The following is a 15052-nucleotide window of genomic DNA, read 5'->3' on the forward strand; positions in this document are numbered from 1 at the left end:
GATCGTGCGCGCGGCATTGCCCGCCATGATCGCGCGGGGCGGCGGGAGCATCATCAACATGTCGTCGGTCGCCAGCTCGATCAAGGGCGTTCCCAATCGCTTCGCCTATGGCGTCACCAAGGCCGGAGTCATCGGCCTGACCAAGGCAGTCGCGGCGGACTTTGTCGGCCATGGCATACGCTGCAACGCGATCTGCCCGGGCACGATCGAGACCCCGTCCCTGCACGAGCGGTTGCGCGCGACGGGAGACTATGATGCGGCGCTGGCGGCATTCGTCGCGCGCCAGCCCATGGCGAGGCTCGGCCTGGCTTCCGAAGTCGCCGCCCTGGCACTCTATCTCGCCTCGCCAGAAGCTGCGTTCACGACGGGCCAGATTCATGTGATCGATGGGGGCTGGACCAACTGACCGAGCGTTCCAAGGAGCTTTGCGTATGAAATTGCTGCGTTTCGGCCCGATCGGCAAGGAGAGGCCCGGCCTTCTCGATGCCGCGGGCACCATCCGCGACCTGAGCGGTATCGTCGCCGATATCGATGGCGGCACGATCACGCCCGAGAGCCTGGCACGGCTGCGCGCGCTCGATCCGGCGAGCCTGCCCCGGGTCGAGGGCAATCCGCGGCTCGGCGCCTGTGTCGCGCGCCCGGGCAAGTTCGTCTGCATCGGGCTCAACTATGCCGATCATGCCGCCGAGACCGGCGCCGCCATTCCGGACGAGCCGATCGTGTTCATGAAGGCGACCAGCGCCCTCTCCGGGCCGAACGACCCGATCCTGAAGCCCAGGGGATCGACCAAGCTCGACTGGGAAGTCGAGCTGGCGTTCGTGGCCGCCGACCGCGCACGGGTGGTCCCACGGCAGCGAGCCCTTGCCCGCCTGCGTCTCGGCGACCGGGATCCCGGTGGCGTCGGCGAACGCGAGCAGGTCACCGGCGGCGTCGGAGTAGGTCACGCCGCCGCCCGCCACGACCAGCGGTCGTTCGGCCCCGCGCAACAGCGCGACCGCCCGCTCGAGCCGGGCGGGCTCGGGAACCGGCCGGGGCACGTGCCACACCCGCCGGGCGAACAGCTCCTCCGGCCAGTCGTACGCCTCGGCCTGCACGTCCTGCGGCAGGGCGAGCGTGACCGCGCCGGTCTCGGCCGGGTCGGTGAGCACCCGCGTCGCGGCGAGCAGCGCGGCCGGGAGCTGCTCCGGGCGGTTGATCCGGTCCCAGTACCGCGACACCGGCTTGAACGCGTCGTTGACCGACACGTCGGCGGACCGGGGGTCCTCGAGCTGCTGCAGCACCGGGTCGGCGACGCGGGTGGCGAAGACGTCACCGGGCAGCAGCAGCACCGGGATCCGGTTGACGGTGGCCAGGGCCGCGCCCGTCACCATGTTGGTCGCGCCCGGTCCGATCGAGGACGTGCACGCGAACGTGGCGAGCCGGTCGCGCATGCGGGCGTAGCCGACGGCGGCGTGCACCATCGCCTGCTCGTTGCGGGCCATGTGGTACGGCAGCTCGGCCTCGCCCGTACGGTGCGCCTCCAATAGCGCCTGCCCCAGGCCCGCGACGTTGCCGTGCCCGAAGATCCCGAAGCAGCCCGCGAAGAACCGCCGCTCCACGCCGTCCCGCTCCGACCACTGGGCGGCCAGGAACCGGACGATCGCCTGTCCTACGGTGAGCCTCATTTCTCCCTCTCGATCGTCGAGGTGAGGGGAAGCCGGGGGTCGGTCTCCTGGCCCTGCCACGTGTCGCGCACCCAGGCGTGGGCGGGGTCGTCGCAGATCCGCCACGCGCGCTCCGGCGAGGGACCGGCCATCACGTTGAGGTAGTACAGGTCGTAGCCGGGCACCGCCATCGACGGGCCGTGCCAGCCGTGCGGGATCAGCACCGTGTCGCCGGTCCGCACCTCTTCGAGCACGTCGATCGGCCGGTCGGCGGTCCCGTACACCCGCTGATACGCCATCGCAGTCGGCCGGGTCTCCCCCGACCAACCCATCGCGGCCGACTGCGTCTCACCCGACCAACCTGCCCCGGCCGACCTCCCGGCGGCGTCCACTTCGAAGTAGTAGATCTCCTCAAGCACGCTCTCGCCGGGGCGGTTCTCGTCGTGCTTGTGCGGCGGGTAGGACGACCAGTTGCCGCCGGGCGTGAGCACCTCGCAGGCGATCAGCCGGTCGGCCTCGAACGCCTCCGGCGTGCAGAAGTTGTTCACCTGCCGCGACGCCTGCCCCGCCCCGCGCAGCTCGACCGGCACGTCCTCGGCCGGGCCGTACCGCGCGGTGAGGCGGTTCTCGCACCGGGCGGCGGGCAGCGCGAACCGGCCGCGCCCGGTCACCGTCACCGCGGCGTCGCGCGGCACGTAGGCGAAGTCGGTGACCCGGGAGAAGACGTCCCGCCGCCCCCGCAGCTCGAACGTCTCGCCGTCGCAGGAGACGCGGCACGACCCGGACAGCGGCAGCACGAGCGTCTCGTACGGGCCGGTGTCGAAGGTGTGCGCGCCGTCGAGCTCGAGGACCCGCAGCGCGGAGTACGTCCACCCGGCGGCCTCCGGGGTGACCTCCAGGGTGTACGGCCGGACGCCGGTGCCGCCCGCGGGCAGATAGTGCTTCATCCCAGGCCCTCCACGGCGGTGTCGACGGTGGGCAGGTGATGCATCATCGGAGAACCTCCACGGCCGCGTCGACGGCGCCGGCGACGTCGTCGCCCGGCGGGTACAGCAGGCTGCGGCCGACGATCAGGCCCTTCACGGTCGGCAGCCGCAGGGCGCGCGCCCAGCCGGCCAGCGCGGCGTCGGGATCGTCGGGCACCTCGCCGCCGAGCAGGAGCGCGGGCAGCGTCGAGGCGGCCATCACGCGCTCCATGTCGTCGACGACCGGGACCTTGAGCCAGGTGTACGCCGACGTCGTCCCGAGCCCCGACGCGATCGCGATCGCCCGGGTCACGGCCTCGGGCGTCAGGACGTTGCGCACCCGCCCGTCGACCCGGTGCGAGACGAACGGCTCGACCATCGCCATCAGCCGGCCGGCGGCCAGTTCGGAGACGGCCCGCGCGCAGGACTCCAGCGTGCGGACGGTCGCGGGGTCGGCCTCGTCGATGCGCAGCAGCATCTTGCCGCCGTCGAGGCCCTGGTCGGCGATGGCGCGCGCGTCGTACGCGGTGAACCGATCGTCGATCTCGAACGCCGACCCGGCCAGGCCACCGCGGTTCATCGAGCCGAGCACGACCTTCTCGTCGAGCACGCCCAGCAGCAGGAGGTCCTCGATGACGTCCGGGGTGCCGAGCACGCCGTCGACGCCGGGACGGCTGAGCGCGAGGCAGAGGCGTTCGAGCAGGTCCCATCGGTCGGCCATGGCCAGCGGCCGGTCGCCCGCGCCGAGGGACCCGCGCGCCGGATGGTCGGCGGCCACGATCATGAGGCGGCCGTTCGCGCCGAGCGGCGATCCGCGCCGTACGCGCCGCGCCGCCGCCTCGGCGACCGCCTCCGGCCGCGCGGCCCGGATCTCGGTCAGCGCCGCGAGCCGTTCGGTGAACGCTTCGGTGATCACTCGCCGCCCTCCATGAGCCCTTCGACCTCGGCGGTGGTCGGCATCGCGGGCGAGCAGGCGAGGCGGGAGGCGACGATCGCGCCCGCGACGTTCGCGAAGCGAACGGTCCGCTCGACGTCCCAGCCCGCGAGCAGGCCGTGGCACAGCGCCCCGCCGAACGCGTCGCCGGCGCCCAGCCCGTTGACGACCTCGACCTCGACCGGCGGGACCTCGACCACGCTCATCCGCCCCGACGCGGAACGGGTCGCGGCCAGCACGCCCTTCGGCCCGCGCTTGACGATCGCCAGCCGTACGCCCCGGGCCAGCAGCGCCTCGGCGGCCGCGTACGGCTCCCGCTCCCCCACGGCGACCGCGCACTCCTCGGCGTTCCCGACCGCGACGGTCACGTGCTCCAGCGCCTCGCCGATCCGGCCGCCCGCCTCCTCCGGCGACGGCCAGAACATCGGCCGGTAGTCCAGGTCGAGCACGGTGTCCCGCCGCCGGGAGCGGGCGGCCAGCGCGGCGAGCGTCGCCGTACGGCTCGGCTCCTCGCACAGGCCCGTGACGGTGGCCCAGAACATCCGGGCCGCGCGGATCGACGGCAGATCCAGCTCGTCGGCCTGGATCTGCAGGTCAGGGGCCTTGGGATACCGGTAGAAGTACAGCGGGAAGTCGTCCGGCGGGAAGATCTCGCAGAACGCCAGCGGCGTGGGCAGCCCGGGGACGGCCGTGACGAACCGGTCGTCCACGCCGTACTCCCGCAGCGCGGTATGGACGTACCGGCCGAACGGGTCCGCGCCGGTCCGGGTGATCACCGCGGTGCGGTGGCCGTGCCGCGCCGCCGCGACCGCCACGTTGGTGGGACTGCCGCCGAGGTACTTGCCGAACGTCTCGACGTCCTCCAGACGGACGCCCACCTGCAGCGGGTAGACGTCCACGCTGACCCGGCCCATCGTGATCAGATCGTGCGGACTCACGGAGCGGATCCACCTCCGGCACGCCGGCGTTTCGCCGGTGCGCGGTTCGTCCACCGGCGATCCCAGCCTCCGCAGGGATTGACCGGCTGTCAAGGGTTTGTCCTGACATCAGGAACTATTAGCGTGGAGGGGGACCCAGACTTCGGAGGGGATTCCGGAGGTACGGCATGGACAGAGCGGCCGTGCACCGCCCGGCGGTCCGGGTGGACCGCACCAGTCCCGTCCCGCTGTACTTCCAGGTGGCGCAGCAGCTCGAGGCGGCCATCCACGACGGCCGGCTGCCCTCGGGGAGCCGTCTGGAGAACGAGATCCAGCTCGCCGACCGCTACGGCCTGTCCCGGCCGACGATCCGGCAGGCGATCCAGCACCTCGTCGACAAGGGTCTCCTCGTCCGCAAGCGCGGCGTCGGCACCCAGGTCGTCCAGGCGCAGATGCGCCGCTCGGTCGAGCTGACGAGCCTGTACGACGACCTCCTCGCCGCCGGCCGCAACCCCGCCACCCGCGTACTGGAGCTCGGCACCCTGCCCGCCGACGAGGCGGTGGCCCGGGAGCTCGACGTGACGCCCGGCACGGAAGTGGTGCGGCTGCGGCGTCTCCGGCTGACCGGCGAGGAGCCCCTGGCGCTGCTCACCAACTACCTCCCGGCCGGCCTCGTCGCCCTGACCGCCGACGACCTGGCCGCGCACGGCCTGTACGAGATGCTGCGCACGGCGGGCGTCAACCTGCGCATCGCCCACCAGACGATCGGGGCCCGGGGCGCCACCGCCGCCGAGGCCCGGCTGCTGGCCGAACGCCGGGGCGTCCCGCTGCTGACCATGACCCGGCTCGCGTACGACGACAAGGGCCGCCCGGTCGAGTACGGCAGTCACGTCTACCGCGCCGGCCGCTACTCCTTCACCCTCACCCTCGTCGAACGCTGACCCCACCGGCGTACGAAGTGGCGAGCGCGGCCGCATCATCACGCCGGGCGACGCGGATCTCAGGTCGCGGTAGCCCGTGAGACGGCCGAATCGGTGCCGATGTTCGCCGGTTCACCGCATTCGGCCATGACCCGGAAACCGCCGAACCGACACGGAGCCGATCGATCTAACAATGTGCCGGTCCCGGGCGGGCGGACCGGCAGGGGGAAGGTGCCGGTCCGACCCGGTCCTCCCCGTGAACGACCACCGAGGATCGGCGAAAGGAGCCGGACAGTGAACAGTGAGAAGACCACGCCCCGTGGAGGTACCGGCCATGGCGTGCGGGTGCGCCGGGTGCTGAGCCTGGCGCTCTCGGCGGTGGCGGTGGCCGCGGCCGGGGTGGCCGTCGAGGCGTCGGCGGCCTTCGCCGCCCCGTACGGGGCGTACACCTGCAAGACCGGCTTCGTCTGGCGGGAAGCCGTGCCCGGCGACCAGGTGTGCGTATCCCCGGAGATCCGTGACCGGTCGGCGGAGGAGAACGCGTGGGCCGCGTCCCGGCGGGAGCCGGGCGGCGGGGCCTGGGGGCCGGACACCTGTAAGTCCGGTTACGTATGGCGCCTGGTCCGGCCCAACGACCTGGTCTGTGTCCCCCCGGCCAGCCGTGACCAGGCGTACTCCGACAACTATTACTCGCCGTACCGGCTGCTCGCGCCCGCGTCGGTTCCGCAGGGCACGATCTGGACGACGACCACCCAGAGCCCGTACAACGGCGGCGGCCACATCTTCGCGAAGGCCAGTTCCCTCTGGGCCAACACCATCGTCCGGTTCTACTTGATCTATCCCGACGGGTCCGGACCGTGGGTGGCCGGCAAGCCGTTGCAGGCGAACGCCGGCGGCGGGATCTACAGCTCGGACCCCAGGGGGCAGGAGTTCGCCTTCCTGGGCCCTGTGGGGCACACCAAGCCCTCGACCGTGATCGCCGTTGAGCAGGCTACCGGCCTGGTCACCTATGCGGGCACCACCACCGCCCTCATGAGCTTCTACTGAGAGCCGCCAGGGCACGCGAAGCTCCGCCCGCCGGTTGACCCGGCGGGCGCTCCCCCGCGATCATGCCGATGCCGGAAGATCCCCGGGACGCGCTGGAGGAATCGTGGCGGTGCGGGTGTGCTCGCTCAAGTTCGACGCCGACCGTGATGGCGGCCCGCAGTCCGTTCCGGTCGGCGGGTCGTACCACGTCGTCCGCTTCCCGTACGGAGCGGCCGAGTCGTACGACGCCGACAACATGCACGCTCAGACGCGGAACGGCGCCGACCACCCCTTCCCCTCCGACCCCGCGAGCGGGCTGATCTGGCCGGCGCACGAGGCATGGGGCCGGCTGTACGCGATGATCCAGTGGGAGACCGCCTCGGGCGGCGCGGCGACGGAGTTCCGCGACCAGTTCGTCCGCGACCCCCTCGGAACGGCGGACACCACCTGCACGGAGCACCGGCCGTCCTCGCCCGGGATGCAGTGCTTCGCGAAGACCTGGGCGATCTTCGTGCATCCGGACGTGCCGCTCGGGCTGCGCGTCACCCACAACGCCGACCGGCCGCTGGACCTCGTGGTCGCCGAGTTCAAGCTGGAGTACGACGCCTGACGGAGCCGCGAGGGGCGCTCCCGACGGTCAAGAAATGATCAAGGAACCGCCAAGACGGCAAAGTGCGCTATAACTTCCGAGCGTCATCGCATCGGCCCGCCGTTTCCTGCTGACCCCCGCTGCGGCCGAGCCTCTCCCCCCGACCGTAGAGACTCGAATTGCACACCAATAGAAGAATCGTCCTCACCGTGTCGGCCTGCGCGGTCGTCGCGATCGGCTGCGGCCTCGCGATCCGGAGCGGGGGCCACTCGTCGGCGACGGCGGTGGCTCAGAACGTGTCGGCCGCCGGCTCCCGGGAGACCACGTCCTACTGGACGGCCGCGCGAATGAGGGCGGCCACACCGCTGGACCGGCGAGAGCCGTCGCGGGCGCCGTACCAGACCAGTACCGCGATTCCGCGCGCGGCGACGTTCACCGGGATTCCCACGGTGGGCAGGCTGTTCTCGCACAGTAAGACGGGCGACCATTACTGCAGCGCGAGTGTCGTCTACAGCACGAAGCACAACCTCACTCTCACCGCCGCGCATTGCATCTACAGTTACAACTCGAGCACCAAGACCGGCTACTACCGGGACAAGGTCGCCTTCGTCCCGCAGTACGACGCCGGCAAGGCGCCCTACGGCGTCTGGGCCGCCAAGTCCCTCCTCGTGCACAGCGGTTGGAAGGCGCGCGCCGATCCCGACCTCGACTTCGGGTTCGTGACCCTCGCCAAGGACCCGACGAGCGGAAAGAACGTCGCCGACCTCACCGGGTCGAACCGCCTGACCCCGAACACGGCGCTTCCCGAAACCGTGCACGTCGTCGGGTATCCGGCGAGCGGAACGTCGTCGAACGACCGGGCGGTTCAGTGCGACACGACGGCGATCCACCGCTACAAGTACCAGCTCGCCTTCGACTGCGACGGATTCACCGGCGGCACGAGCGGCAGCCCCTGGCTCTGGAAGTACGACCCGGCGAAGCGGCAGGGGAAGGTGATCGGCGTCCTCGGCGGCTACCACTTGGGCGGGGACTCGGCCCGGCGGTCGTACTCGTCGCTGCTGGACAAGGACATCGCCGGCCTGCGCGACCAGGCGGAGCGGACGGGCTGAAGCCGACCACTCCTGAACAACTCTGCGGGTGGATTGTCCGAGGAACCGACGATTGGCCATTCATCACGGTACGAAGGTGCTGTCAGTCGCTTCCGGACGGAAAGGCGCAGGATGGTGGATGCCCCGCCCAGATTCGTGCCCCTCGATGTCGACGATCCGCGCACCGTCGCCGGGTATGTGCTGCATGGCCGCCTCGGCGGCGGTGGGATGGGGCAGGTCTACCTCTCGTACAGCCCCGGGGGGACGGTCGCGGTGAGGCAGTTGGTGCCCGTGGCGACCGCCCTGGCCAACTCGGCCGAAGACCCGTCGTCCAGCGCGTCCTACTACGGACGCGGGGCGACAGGATGGAGCGCTGGGTCAGCACCCGCCGGTGCCCGGTCTCCAGCGTGTCTCCGATGTGCAGAGCGGCGGTGACGTCGCTCAGCGATCGCGCTGCTGACCGGGTGCGGTGGCCCCGACAAGGGAACGGTCGTCGACCGGACTCACCAGGTCGGCTACTGGTCCTACGGTCGCCACCCGCACTACACGCCGGAGCAGTGGGTCCTCGTCCTCAAGGACGGCAAGCACGTCGGCTCGAAGGACGTCTCGGCCAGTGCATGGGCCAACTGCCAGGTCGGGATGTACTACCCCGACTGCAAGTGATCCGGTCCGCCCCTTCCGGGGAGGGCTGAGCAACGATTGTCCCGGTGGGTGACGGCTTTGCCGCCGTTCCACCGGGACATCTGTCTTTAATCGGTGGGCTAGCGCGGATAAAAGGTTGTGGCCGGCGAGGTCGCCTGACCCGTGCTCCGTTTTTCCTGACGGTCAGCGGCCGGCCCGGACATACGACCTTGCTCGAAGGGATCCTCGTCGACGTCCGCAAGAGGAGCACTCCGCCCCGAGCGACAGTGAACTGTTTCGCCTGACTTTGATCGCGGCCTACCGGACAGAGCCATCGAAGGTCGACCCGGTAGCGTTCGGCGAATGCGACGTGATCAGGTGATGGAGGCCTTCAACGCGGAGGCGGAGCAGCTCTCGGCGGCGATGCGCGTTCTGGGGGAGGACGAGTGGTCGCGGCCGACGGCGTGTGATCCGTGGAACGTGCGGGAACTGCTCGGTCACGTGATGGTCGTCATCGGCTGGCTGCCGGGAATGCTGGACGGGGATGCCCCGCCGCAGGCGACGGTCTCGGCCGTCCACTACTACCGAGGCGACGCTCGTTTCTCACCTGAGACGAACAATCGGCGTATCGAACTGGCCCGCGAACGCGCGGCGCAGGCACCCGGTGGGAAGGACCTGGTCCAGGGATTCGACGAGGTATGGAGAACGGCCGCCCGCCTGTGTGAGAAGGAGCCTGACGATCGCGTGGTCCGCACCCGTCACGGTGATCCCATGCTGCTGACCGACTTCCTGGTCACCCGCGTGGTCGAGGTCGCCGTCCACGGCCTGGACCTGGCGGCCGCCACTGGGCGCCGGCCCTGGCTGACCGAGCCCGCCGGCCGTCTGCTCACCCGGTTGCTCCTTGGCCCTCGTGGGCTCGAGGAAGTGCGCCGCCTGGGCTGGGACCAGGTGACGTTCCTGCGCAAGGCCACTGGCCGGGAGCCGATGACCGACGCGGAGACCGCCGAGGTCGAGCGCGCGGGCATCCGCTGGCTGGCCCTGGGCTGAGCGGGATACTCGGTCAACGAGGCTTTTCCAGGGCCGCAGAGGCGACCGTACCGGGACGAATCCCGGCCGCACAGCCGGCCTTCACCGAGCATTCCGCACGCCGCACGGCCGGAGGCCGGGGACGGTGTCGGAGGAAGGGAGCGGGTGGAGCATGGTTCGGTACGCGGTGATCGGCGGCGGGATCGTGGGGGCGGCCCTGGCGGACCGGCTGGCCGGGGAGGGGGCTTCGGTGACCCTCCTGGAGCAGGACCGGCCCGGTCGGGCGACCAGCAGGTGGAGTCTCGCCTGGCTCAACGCCGCCGCCAAGACTCCGGAGGCCTACCACCGGCTCAACGCCGACGGCATGCGCGCCTGGGCACGGCTGGCCGCGGAACTGGACGGCGCCGCCTGGCACCGGCCGGTCGGGAACCTCCAGGTCGCGGACGCCGCGCGACGGGAACAGGTCGAGGCCACGGTGGTCCGGGCGCGCGCGTGGGGGTACGCGGCGCGCCTGGTCGACCGGGACGAGGTGGCCGGGATCGAACCCGCGCTGCGTCTGCCGGACGCGCCGGCGCAGGAGCCGGCCCTCGCCTGGTTCCCGGAGGAGGGCTACCTGCTGACCGAACCGCTGGTGGAGCGGCTGGTGGCGCGAGCCCGCCGGCGCGGGGCCCAGGTGCGCACCGGCGACGCCGGGCGGGTCACGGGAGTCGAGCGCTCCGGCGCGCGGGTCACCGGGGTGCGCACCGCCGCGGGTGAACCCGTTCCCGCCGACGTCGTCGTCTGCTGCGCCGGGCGCTGGACCTCGCGGGTCGCCGCGATGGCGGGGGTCCGCGTTCCGCTGGTCGATCCGGAGCCGCCGGGCTCGACCGCGCCGGGGTTCGTGGTGCGGGTCGGTCCGGTCGAGCACTCGCCGACACGGGTCCTGCACACGCCTCGCGTGCACCTGCGCCCGCACGGCCCGGACACGGTGCACCTGGAGGCCGGGGACGTCACGGCCGACCTGCACACGCCCGACGCCGTGCTGCGGGAGCTGGCGCACACCCTCCTGGACCGGGCCCGGCTTGTCGTGCCGGGCCTGTGCGAGGCGCGCGTCCAGGAGTACCGGGTGTGCGTGCGGCCGATGCCGGCCGACGGGATGCCGGTGGTGGGGGCGGTCGGGGCCGCCCCCGGCCTGTACGTCGTGGTGACGCACAGCGGCGTCACCCTCGCCGCGCGCCTCGCCGAACTCGCGGCCCGGGAGCTGCTGGAGGGCGTCCGGCTGCCGGAGCTGGAGTCCTACCGGATCGAGCGCTTCGCCGAGCGGGTCGGCTGAGCGTCGCGGTCAGTGGCCGCGGGCGATCCACTCCTCCAGATGGGGTGACTCCGCGCCGATCGTGGTGTCGTCGCCGTGACCGGTGTGGACGACCGTCTCCGGCGGCAGGGTCAGCAGGCGGCCGCGGATCGAGTCGATGATGGTCGGGAAGTCGGAGAACGACCGGCCGGTCGCGCCCGGACCGCCCTGGAACAGGGTGTCGCCGGAGAACACCGCGCCCAGGGCCGGGGCGTGCAGGCAGACCGCGCCGGGGCTGTGGCCGGGCGTGTGCAGGACGGTCAGCTCGACGTCGGCGACCCGGATCGTCTCCCCGTCCGCCAGGTCCGCGTCGGGCGCGCGGTCGGGGTGGGTGAGATCCCAGAGCGGCCGGTCGGCCGGGTGCAGCAGGATCGGTGCTCCGGTACGGGCGGCCAGGGCCGGGGCCGCGTCGACGTGGTCGTCGTGGGCGTGGGTGCAGACGATGGCGACCAAGCGGCGGTCGCCGACCGCCTCGGCGATCGCGTCGGCGTCGTGCGCCGCGTCGATGACCAGGGCCTCGGCGTCGTCGCCGAGGATCCAGACGTTGTTGTCGACGTCCCAGGTGCCGCCGTCGAGTGAGAAGGTGCCCGAGGTGACGATGTGGTCGAGGCGCACGGTGGTCACAGCGTCACCACCGAACGCAGGACGTCGCCCCGCCCCATGCGCTCGAAGGCGCCCTCGACGTCGTCCAGCGGGATCGTCTCGGAGACGAAGGCGTCCAGGTCGAGCCGGCCCTGGAGGTACAGGTCGATCAGCATCGGGAAGTCCCGGGAGGGCAGGCAGTCGCCGTACCAGGAGGACTTGAGCGCGCCGCCGCGCCCGAACACGTCCAGGAGCGGCAGCTCGAGGCGCATCTCGGGCGTCGGGACGCCGACGAGCACGACCGTGCCGGCCAGGTCGCGCGCGTAGAACGCCTGCTCGTACGTCTCCGGTCGGCCGACGGCGTCGATGACGACGTCGGCGCCGAAGCCGCCGGTCAGGTCGCGGATGGCCTCGACCGCGTCCGCGTCGCGGGAGTTGACGATGTGCGTGGCCCCGAGCTTCTTGGCCTGGTCGAGCTTCCGGTCGTCCAGGTCCACGGCGATGATCTTCGCGGCACCGGCCAGCCGGGCGCCCGCGACGGCCGCGTTCCCCACGCCGCCGCAGCCGATCACGGCGACCGAGTCGCCGCGGCCCACTCCCCCGGTGTTGATCGCGGCGCCCAGACCCGCCATCACGCCACAGCCGAGCAGCCCCGCCGCGGCCGGCGCGGCGGCCGGGTCGACCTTCGTGCACTGGCCCGCGGCGACCAGGGTCTTGTCGGCGAAAGCGCCGATGCCCAGGGCGGGTGAGAGCTCGGTGCCGTCGGTCAGGGTCATCTTCTGCGCGGCGTTGTGCGTGTTGAAGCAGTACCACGGACGGCCGCGCAGGCAGGCCCGGCACTGGCCGCAGACCGCCCGCCAGTTGAGGATGACGAAGTCGCCGGGCGCGACATCCGTGACGCCCGCGCCGACCGACTCCACGATGCCCGCGGCCTCGTGGCCGAGCAGGAACGGGAACTCGTCGTTGATCCCGCCCTCGCGGTAGTGCAGGTCCGTGTGGCAGACCCCGCAGGCCTGCACCTTCACGACCGCCTCACCGGGACCCGGGTCGGGCACGAGGATCGTCGTCGTCTCCACCGGTGCGCCTTTGGCCCGGGCGATGACTCCGCGTACTTCCTGTGCCATGCGTGCGTGTCCTTCCGATACGGGGCCTGGTGCGGCCCGGTCGGCCTCGGGGGCTGTGCGCCGATCGTACGCGCGTCCGCCCCTCTTCCGGGCAGAGGGTTCCATGCGCTGGAACGCCGTTGACCGGGGTGTCTGGTGATTTCAGGGGTAATGGGGTGGCATGACCCATCATCAGCGACACGGCAGCGACGAGGATCTCGTCGAGGAGCAGGGCGTCAACGCGGACCCGGCCACCGAGGAGGAGACCGACCCGGCACCCGCCCACGGCACTCCCGGCAAGACCGCGCCGCCCGAGCCCGTCGACCTGCTCGCCGCGGAACCGGACCGCCGGGTCGGCCTCCCGGAGCAGCGGCCCGGCTATCCGGGTCAGCAGCGATCGGTCGAGACGAGCTGACCCCCGGCCGTCACGGGCCGAAGATCGCCTCGGCGGTCTCGGTACGCAGTTTCTCCACGGTGTCGGCCTGACGGCGAGCGCGCGCGAGGAGCTCGTCGAGCTCCTCGGCGCTCAGCCGGTCGTCGTGCTCGGCGACCGCCCGGAGCGTACGCCATCCCGAGGCCTTGCCCTCGATGCCGAGCCGCATGACCTCCAGCTCCAGCAGGTCGCTCAGCGGCGACCGGCTGGTCAGGCGCCCATTCGGCTTCAACCGCCCGATCTTCTCGGCGATCCAGCCCGCGCAGACCTTGTACTGCTGCGCCGACACGCCGAGGGCTCGCATGATCCGCAACAGCGCCGCGCGGTCCTCGGCGATCTCCTCGGCGAGTTGCCGGAACAACGCCCCGCTCTTCTTTCCCTTGTGCGCCCCGGCGCCCCGGCGGGCGAGCTCGACACCGGCGGTGGCGCCGGCCAGATGATCGTTGAGATAGATGCCCAGAAGGTCCATGCCGGGTCTTGTGCCACGTGAACGGCCGTTCCATGCGTCCGCCGTGCGGCGCGCCGCAGCATGAGACGTGACGGGCCGCCCCCGCGGGCACCGGCGACGCTCACCCGGCGGCACGGAACGGTGACGCGGCAGGATTGAGCGGCGCTCGGTGGGTAAGGAGGGGGTCACTCACCGGTACGGACACGAAGAGGAAGAGCGCATGGCCGACGTCGTCGAACTCATCACGCAGGACCACCGTACGTTGGAGGAGCTCTTCGACGAGCTGCAGAAGGACGCCGCGCGACGCCCTGAGCTGCTCGACAAAGTGGCGGCGCTGCTGACCGCGCACTCGCGCGCCGAGGAGGAACGGGTCTATCCGGTGGTGGCGAAGGACGCCGGGGAACGCGACGAGGCGGAGCACGGGACCGAGGAGCACCACGAAGCCGAGGACATGCTCGAGCGACTCCGCGCGATGCCTCCGGAGGGCAGGGAGTTCGAGGAAAAGCTCAAGGAGTTCATCGACGCGGTCAAGCACCACGTCGAGGAGGAGGAGAGCGAAATCCTCCCCGCGCTCCGCGAGGCGGTCTCCGCCGAGCGTCTCCAGGAACTCGGCGCCGCCTTCGCCGAGCGTCGCCGGGAGGAGCTGACCGGCTCCGGCTCCGGCTCCGGCTCCGGGGAGCGGACCAAGGACGAGGTGTACGAGGAGGCCCGCAGGCTCGATGTGCACGGCCGCTCGCCGATGACCAAGGACGAGTTGGTCAAGGCGGTCGACGAGAAGCACTAGGCCACCGCGAACGGCGATCACGGTGCCGCCGGGAGCGGCCTGGGAGAGGAACCTCGGACATAACCGCTGTTCAGCGGCTATTGAGGGTTTTCTGTCCTCAAAGCGGGTACATGGCTAGTCCCGACACAACGGCGCTGACTGTCAGTCAACCTGTCAGTTGGTAGCCCGTCCCCGTTCCCGGCCAGCCGTGAGGTGGAATCTCGATGCGACATCTGTCCACGGTCGATCTCGAGGTGGAGCAGGTCTCCGGAGTGACCATCGTCCATTTCCCGCAAGAGGTCGACGCGGTCAACGCCGCGGCGATCCGGGAGCGCGTGCTCCGGCTCCTCAACAGTGGGGTGACGGAGATGCACCTGGACCTGACCGGCACGAGGTTCCTGGACTCGGCGGGCATCCACATCATCGTGCGGGCCCACGGCCGCAGCACCGCCCTGCGCGTTCCCCTGTCCGCCGCGATCCCGGAGGAGGGGACCGTACGGCGGGTCTTCGAGCTGACGGGGCTGTCGCGGCTCGTTCCGACCACCATCGGCCCGCCCCGGCCGTCGAGCACGACCGGCACGGCGGCGTCCCGGCCGTGCTCGACCGCCAGGGCCCGTGCACGCGGCCGTAAGCCGCGACGGTGACCCGGCCGCCGGTCCCGGCC

General features: G+C 71.6%; 16 protein-coding genes and 2 pseudogenes. 11 read left to right on the plus strand and 7 right to left on the minus strand.

Going from position 1 to position 15052, the window contains the following annotated elements; genetic code table 11:
* On the plus strand, window positions 1–406 hold a 406-nt coding region (locus AB0K82_RS43645), incomplete at its 5' end, for an SDR family oxidoreductase (RefSeq protein ID WP_364409390.1).
* A gap of 25 nt (window positions 407–431) precedes the next feature.
* Window positions 432–803: pseudogene (locus tag AB0K82_RS43650) on the plus strand (fumarylacetoacetate hydrolase family protein); the annotation flags it as partial.
* Window positions 804–821: 18 nt separating this feature from the next.
* On the opposite strand, the pseudogene AB0K82_RS43655 reads toward AB0K82_RS43650, so the two are convergent.
* The 4 genes and pseudogenes from AB0K82_RS43655 to iolC all read right to left on the minus strand — a co-directional run.
* Window positions 822–1664: pseudogene (locus AB0K82_RS43655) on the minus strand (thiamine pyrophosphate-binding protein); the annotation flags it as partial.
* Window positions 1661–2590, minus strand: a complete 930-nt coding sequence (locus AB0K82_RS43660; RefSeq protein ID WP_364409393.1) for a 5-deoxy-glucuronate isomerase — start codon at window positions 2588–2590, stop codon at window positions 1661–1663. The gene AB0K82_RS43660 and the pseudogene AB0K82_RS43655, both read right to left, overlap by 4 nt.
* 43 nt (window positions 2591–2633) lie before the next feature.
* Window positions 2634–3524 carry an aldolase gene (locus AB0K82_RS43665; protein WP_364409396.1) on the minus strand — a complete coding sequence of 297 codons (891 nt, stop codon included), beginning with the start codon at window positions 3522–3524 and terminating at the stop codon, window positions 2634–2636.
* Window positions 3521–4480, minus strand: a complete 960-nt coding sequence (iolC, locus tag AB0K82_RS43670) for a 5-dehydro-2-deoxygluconokinase (RefSeq protein ID WP_364409399.1) — start codon at window positions 4478–4480, stop codon at window positions 3521–3523. The genes AB0K82_RS43665 and iolC overlap by 4 nt, the downstream gene beginning before the upstream one ends.
* A gap of 167 nt (window positions 4481–4647) precedes the next feature.
* On the opposite strand from iolC, the gene AB0K82_RS43675 reads away from it, so the two are divergent.
* The 6 genes from AB0K82_RS43675 (at window position 4648) to AB0K82_RS43700 (ending at window position 11041) form a co-directional block, all read left to right on the plus strand.
* Complete coding sequence (locus AB0K82_RS43675) at window positions 4648–5400, plus strand: GntR family transcriptional regulator (protein ID WP_364409402.1); 753 nt, start codon at window positions 4648–4650, stop codon at window positions 5398–5400.
* 273 nt (window positions 5401–5673) lie between these two features.
* Entirely contained in the window at window positions 5674–6426 is a 753-nt protein-coding gene (locus AB0K82_RS43680; protein ID WP_364409405.1) for a hypothetical protein, read from the plus strand.
* A gap of 103 nt (window positions 6427–6529) precedes the next feature.
* A complete protein-coding gene (locus tag AB0K82_RS43685; protein ID WP_364409407.1) occupies window positions 6530–7015 on the plus strand; it encodes a hypothetical protein in 486 nt (161 codons plus the stop codon).
* Window positions 7016–7173: 158 nt separating this feature from the next.
* On the plus strand, window positions 7174–8103 hold the full coding sequence (locus AB0K82_RS43690) for a trypsin-like peptidase domain-containing protein (RefSeq protein ID WP_364409410.1): 930 nt from the start codon (window positions 7174–7176) through the stop codon (window positions 8101–8103).
* A gap of 963 nt (window positions 8104–9066) precedes the next feature.
* Window positions 9067–9750 carry a maleylpyruvate isomerase N-terminal domain-containing protein gene (locus AB0K82_RS43695; protein ID WP_364409412.1) on the plus strand — a complete coding sequence of 228 codons (684 nt, stop codon included), beginning with the start codon at window positions 9067–9069 and terminating at the stop codon, window positions 9748–9750.
* A 151-nt stretch (window positions 9751–9901) separates the two neighbouring features.
* Window positions 9902–11041, plus strand: coding sequence for an FAD-dependent oxidoreductase (locus tag AB0K82_RS43700; RefSeq protein ID WP_364409415.1), 1140 nt, complete (start codon window positions 9902–9904; stop codon window positions 11039–11041).
* Window positions 11042–11050: 9 nt separating this feature from the next.
* On the opposite strand, the gene AB0K82_RS43705 is transcribed toward AB0K82_RS43700, so the two are convergent.
* Both AB0K82_RS43705 and AB0K82_RS43710 read right to left on the minus strand, forming a co-directional pair.
* Window positions 11051–11683 (minus strand): MBL fold metallo-hydrolase, encoded by a 633-nt coding sequence (locus AB0K82_RS43705; RefSeq protein ID WP_364409418.1) that lies wholly within the window; start codon window positions 11681–11683, stop codon window positions 11051–11053.
* Window positions 11680–12765, minus strand: a complete 1086-nt coding sequence (locus AB0K82_RS43710) for an S-(hydroxymethyl)mycothiol dehydrogenase (RefSeq protein ID WP_364409421.1) — start codon at window positions 12763–12765, stop codon at window positions 11680–11682. Before AB0K82_RS43710 ends, AB0K82_RS43705 begins: the two co-directional genes overlap by 4 nt.
* A gap of 160 nt (window positions 12766–12925) precedes the next feature.
* On the opposite strand from AB0K82_RS43710, the gene AB0K82_RS43715 reads away from it, so the two are divergent.
* Window positions 12926–13159, plus strand: a complete 234-nt coding sequence (locus AB0K82_RS43715; protein WP_364409423.1) for a hypothetical protein — start codon at window positions 12926–12928, stop codon at window positions 13157–13159.
* Between the two features lie 10 nt (window positions 13160–13169).
* Here the strand turns inward: AB0K82_RS43715 and AB0K82_RS43720 are convergent, their stop codons facing one another.
* Window positions 13170–13646, minus strand: coding sequence for a hypothetical protein (locus tag AB0K82_RS43720; RefSeq protein WP_364409426.1), 477 nt, complete (start codon window positions 13644–13646; stop codon window positions 13170–13172).
* A gap of 199 nt (window positions 13647–13845) precedes the next feature.
* On the opposite strand from AB0K82_RS43720, the gene AB0K82_RS43725 reads away from it, so the two are divergent.
* Window positions 13846–14409 carry a hemerythrin domain-containing protein gene (locus tag AB0K82_RS43725; protein ID WP_364409429.1) on the plus strand — a complete coding sequence of 188 codons (564 nt, stop codon included), beginning with the start codon at window positions 13846–13848 and terminating at the stop codon, window positions 14407–14409.
* Between the two features lie 203 nt (window positions 14410–14612).
* Window positions 14613–15032 carry an STAS domain-containing protein gene (locus AB0K82_RS43730; RefSeq protein WP_364409432.1) on the plus strand — a complete coding sequence of 140 codons (420 nt, stop codon included), beginning with the start codon at window positions 14613–14615 and terminating at the stop codon, window positions 15030–15032.
* Window positions 15033–15052: the final 20 nt, after the last annotated feature.

The sequence above is a fragment of the Actinoallomurus sp. NPDC052274 genome (assembly GCF_040679475.1).
Lineage (GTDB): Bacteria > Actinomycetota > Actinomycetes > Streptosporangiales > Streptosporangiaceae > Actinoallomurus > Actinoallomurus liliacearum.

Bases quoted from the DNA above. Each gene is read 5' to 3' on its own strand.
- AB0K82_RS43675 (WP_364409402.1), top strand. From the start codon at position 4,648: ATGGACAGAGCGGCCGTGCACCGCCCGGCGGTCCGGGTGGACCGCACC.
- AB0K82_RS43725 (WP_364409429.1), top strand. From the start codon at position 13,846: ATGGCCGACGTCGTCGAACTCATCACGCAGGACCACCGTACGTTGGAG.
- AB0K82_RS43730 (WP_364409432.1), top strand. From the start codon at position 14,613: ATGCGACATCTGTCCACGGTCGATCTCGAGGTGGAGCAGGTCTCCGGA.
- AB0K82_RS43710 (WP_364409421.1), bottom strand. From the start codon at position 12,765: ATGGCACAGGAAGTACGCGGAGTCATCGCCCGGGCCAAAGGCGCACCG.
- AB0K82_RS43720 (WP_364409426.1), bottom strand. From the start codon at position 13,646: ATGGACCTTCTGGGCATCTATCTCAACGATCATCTGGCCGGCGCCACC.
- AB0K82_RS43695 (WP_364409412.1), top strand. From the start codon at position 9,067: ATGCGACGTGATCAGGTGATGGAGGCCTTCAACGCGGAGGCGGAGCAG.
- AB0K82_RS43700 (WP_364409415.1), top strand. From the start codon at position 9,902: ATGGTTCGGTACGCGGTGATCGGCGGCGGGATCGTGGGGGCGGCCCTG.
- AB0K82_RS43660 (WP_364409393.1), bottom strand. From the start codon at position 2,590: ATGAAGCACTATCTGCCCGCGGGCGGCACCGGCGTCCGGCCGTACACC.
- AB0K82_RS43715 (WP_364409423.1), top strand. From the start codon at position 12,926: ATGACCCATCATCAGCGACACGGCAGCGACGAGGATCTCGTCGAGGAG.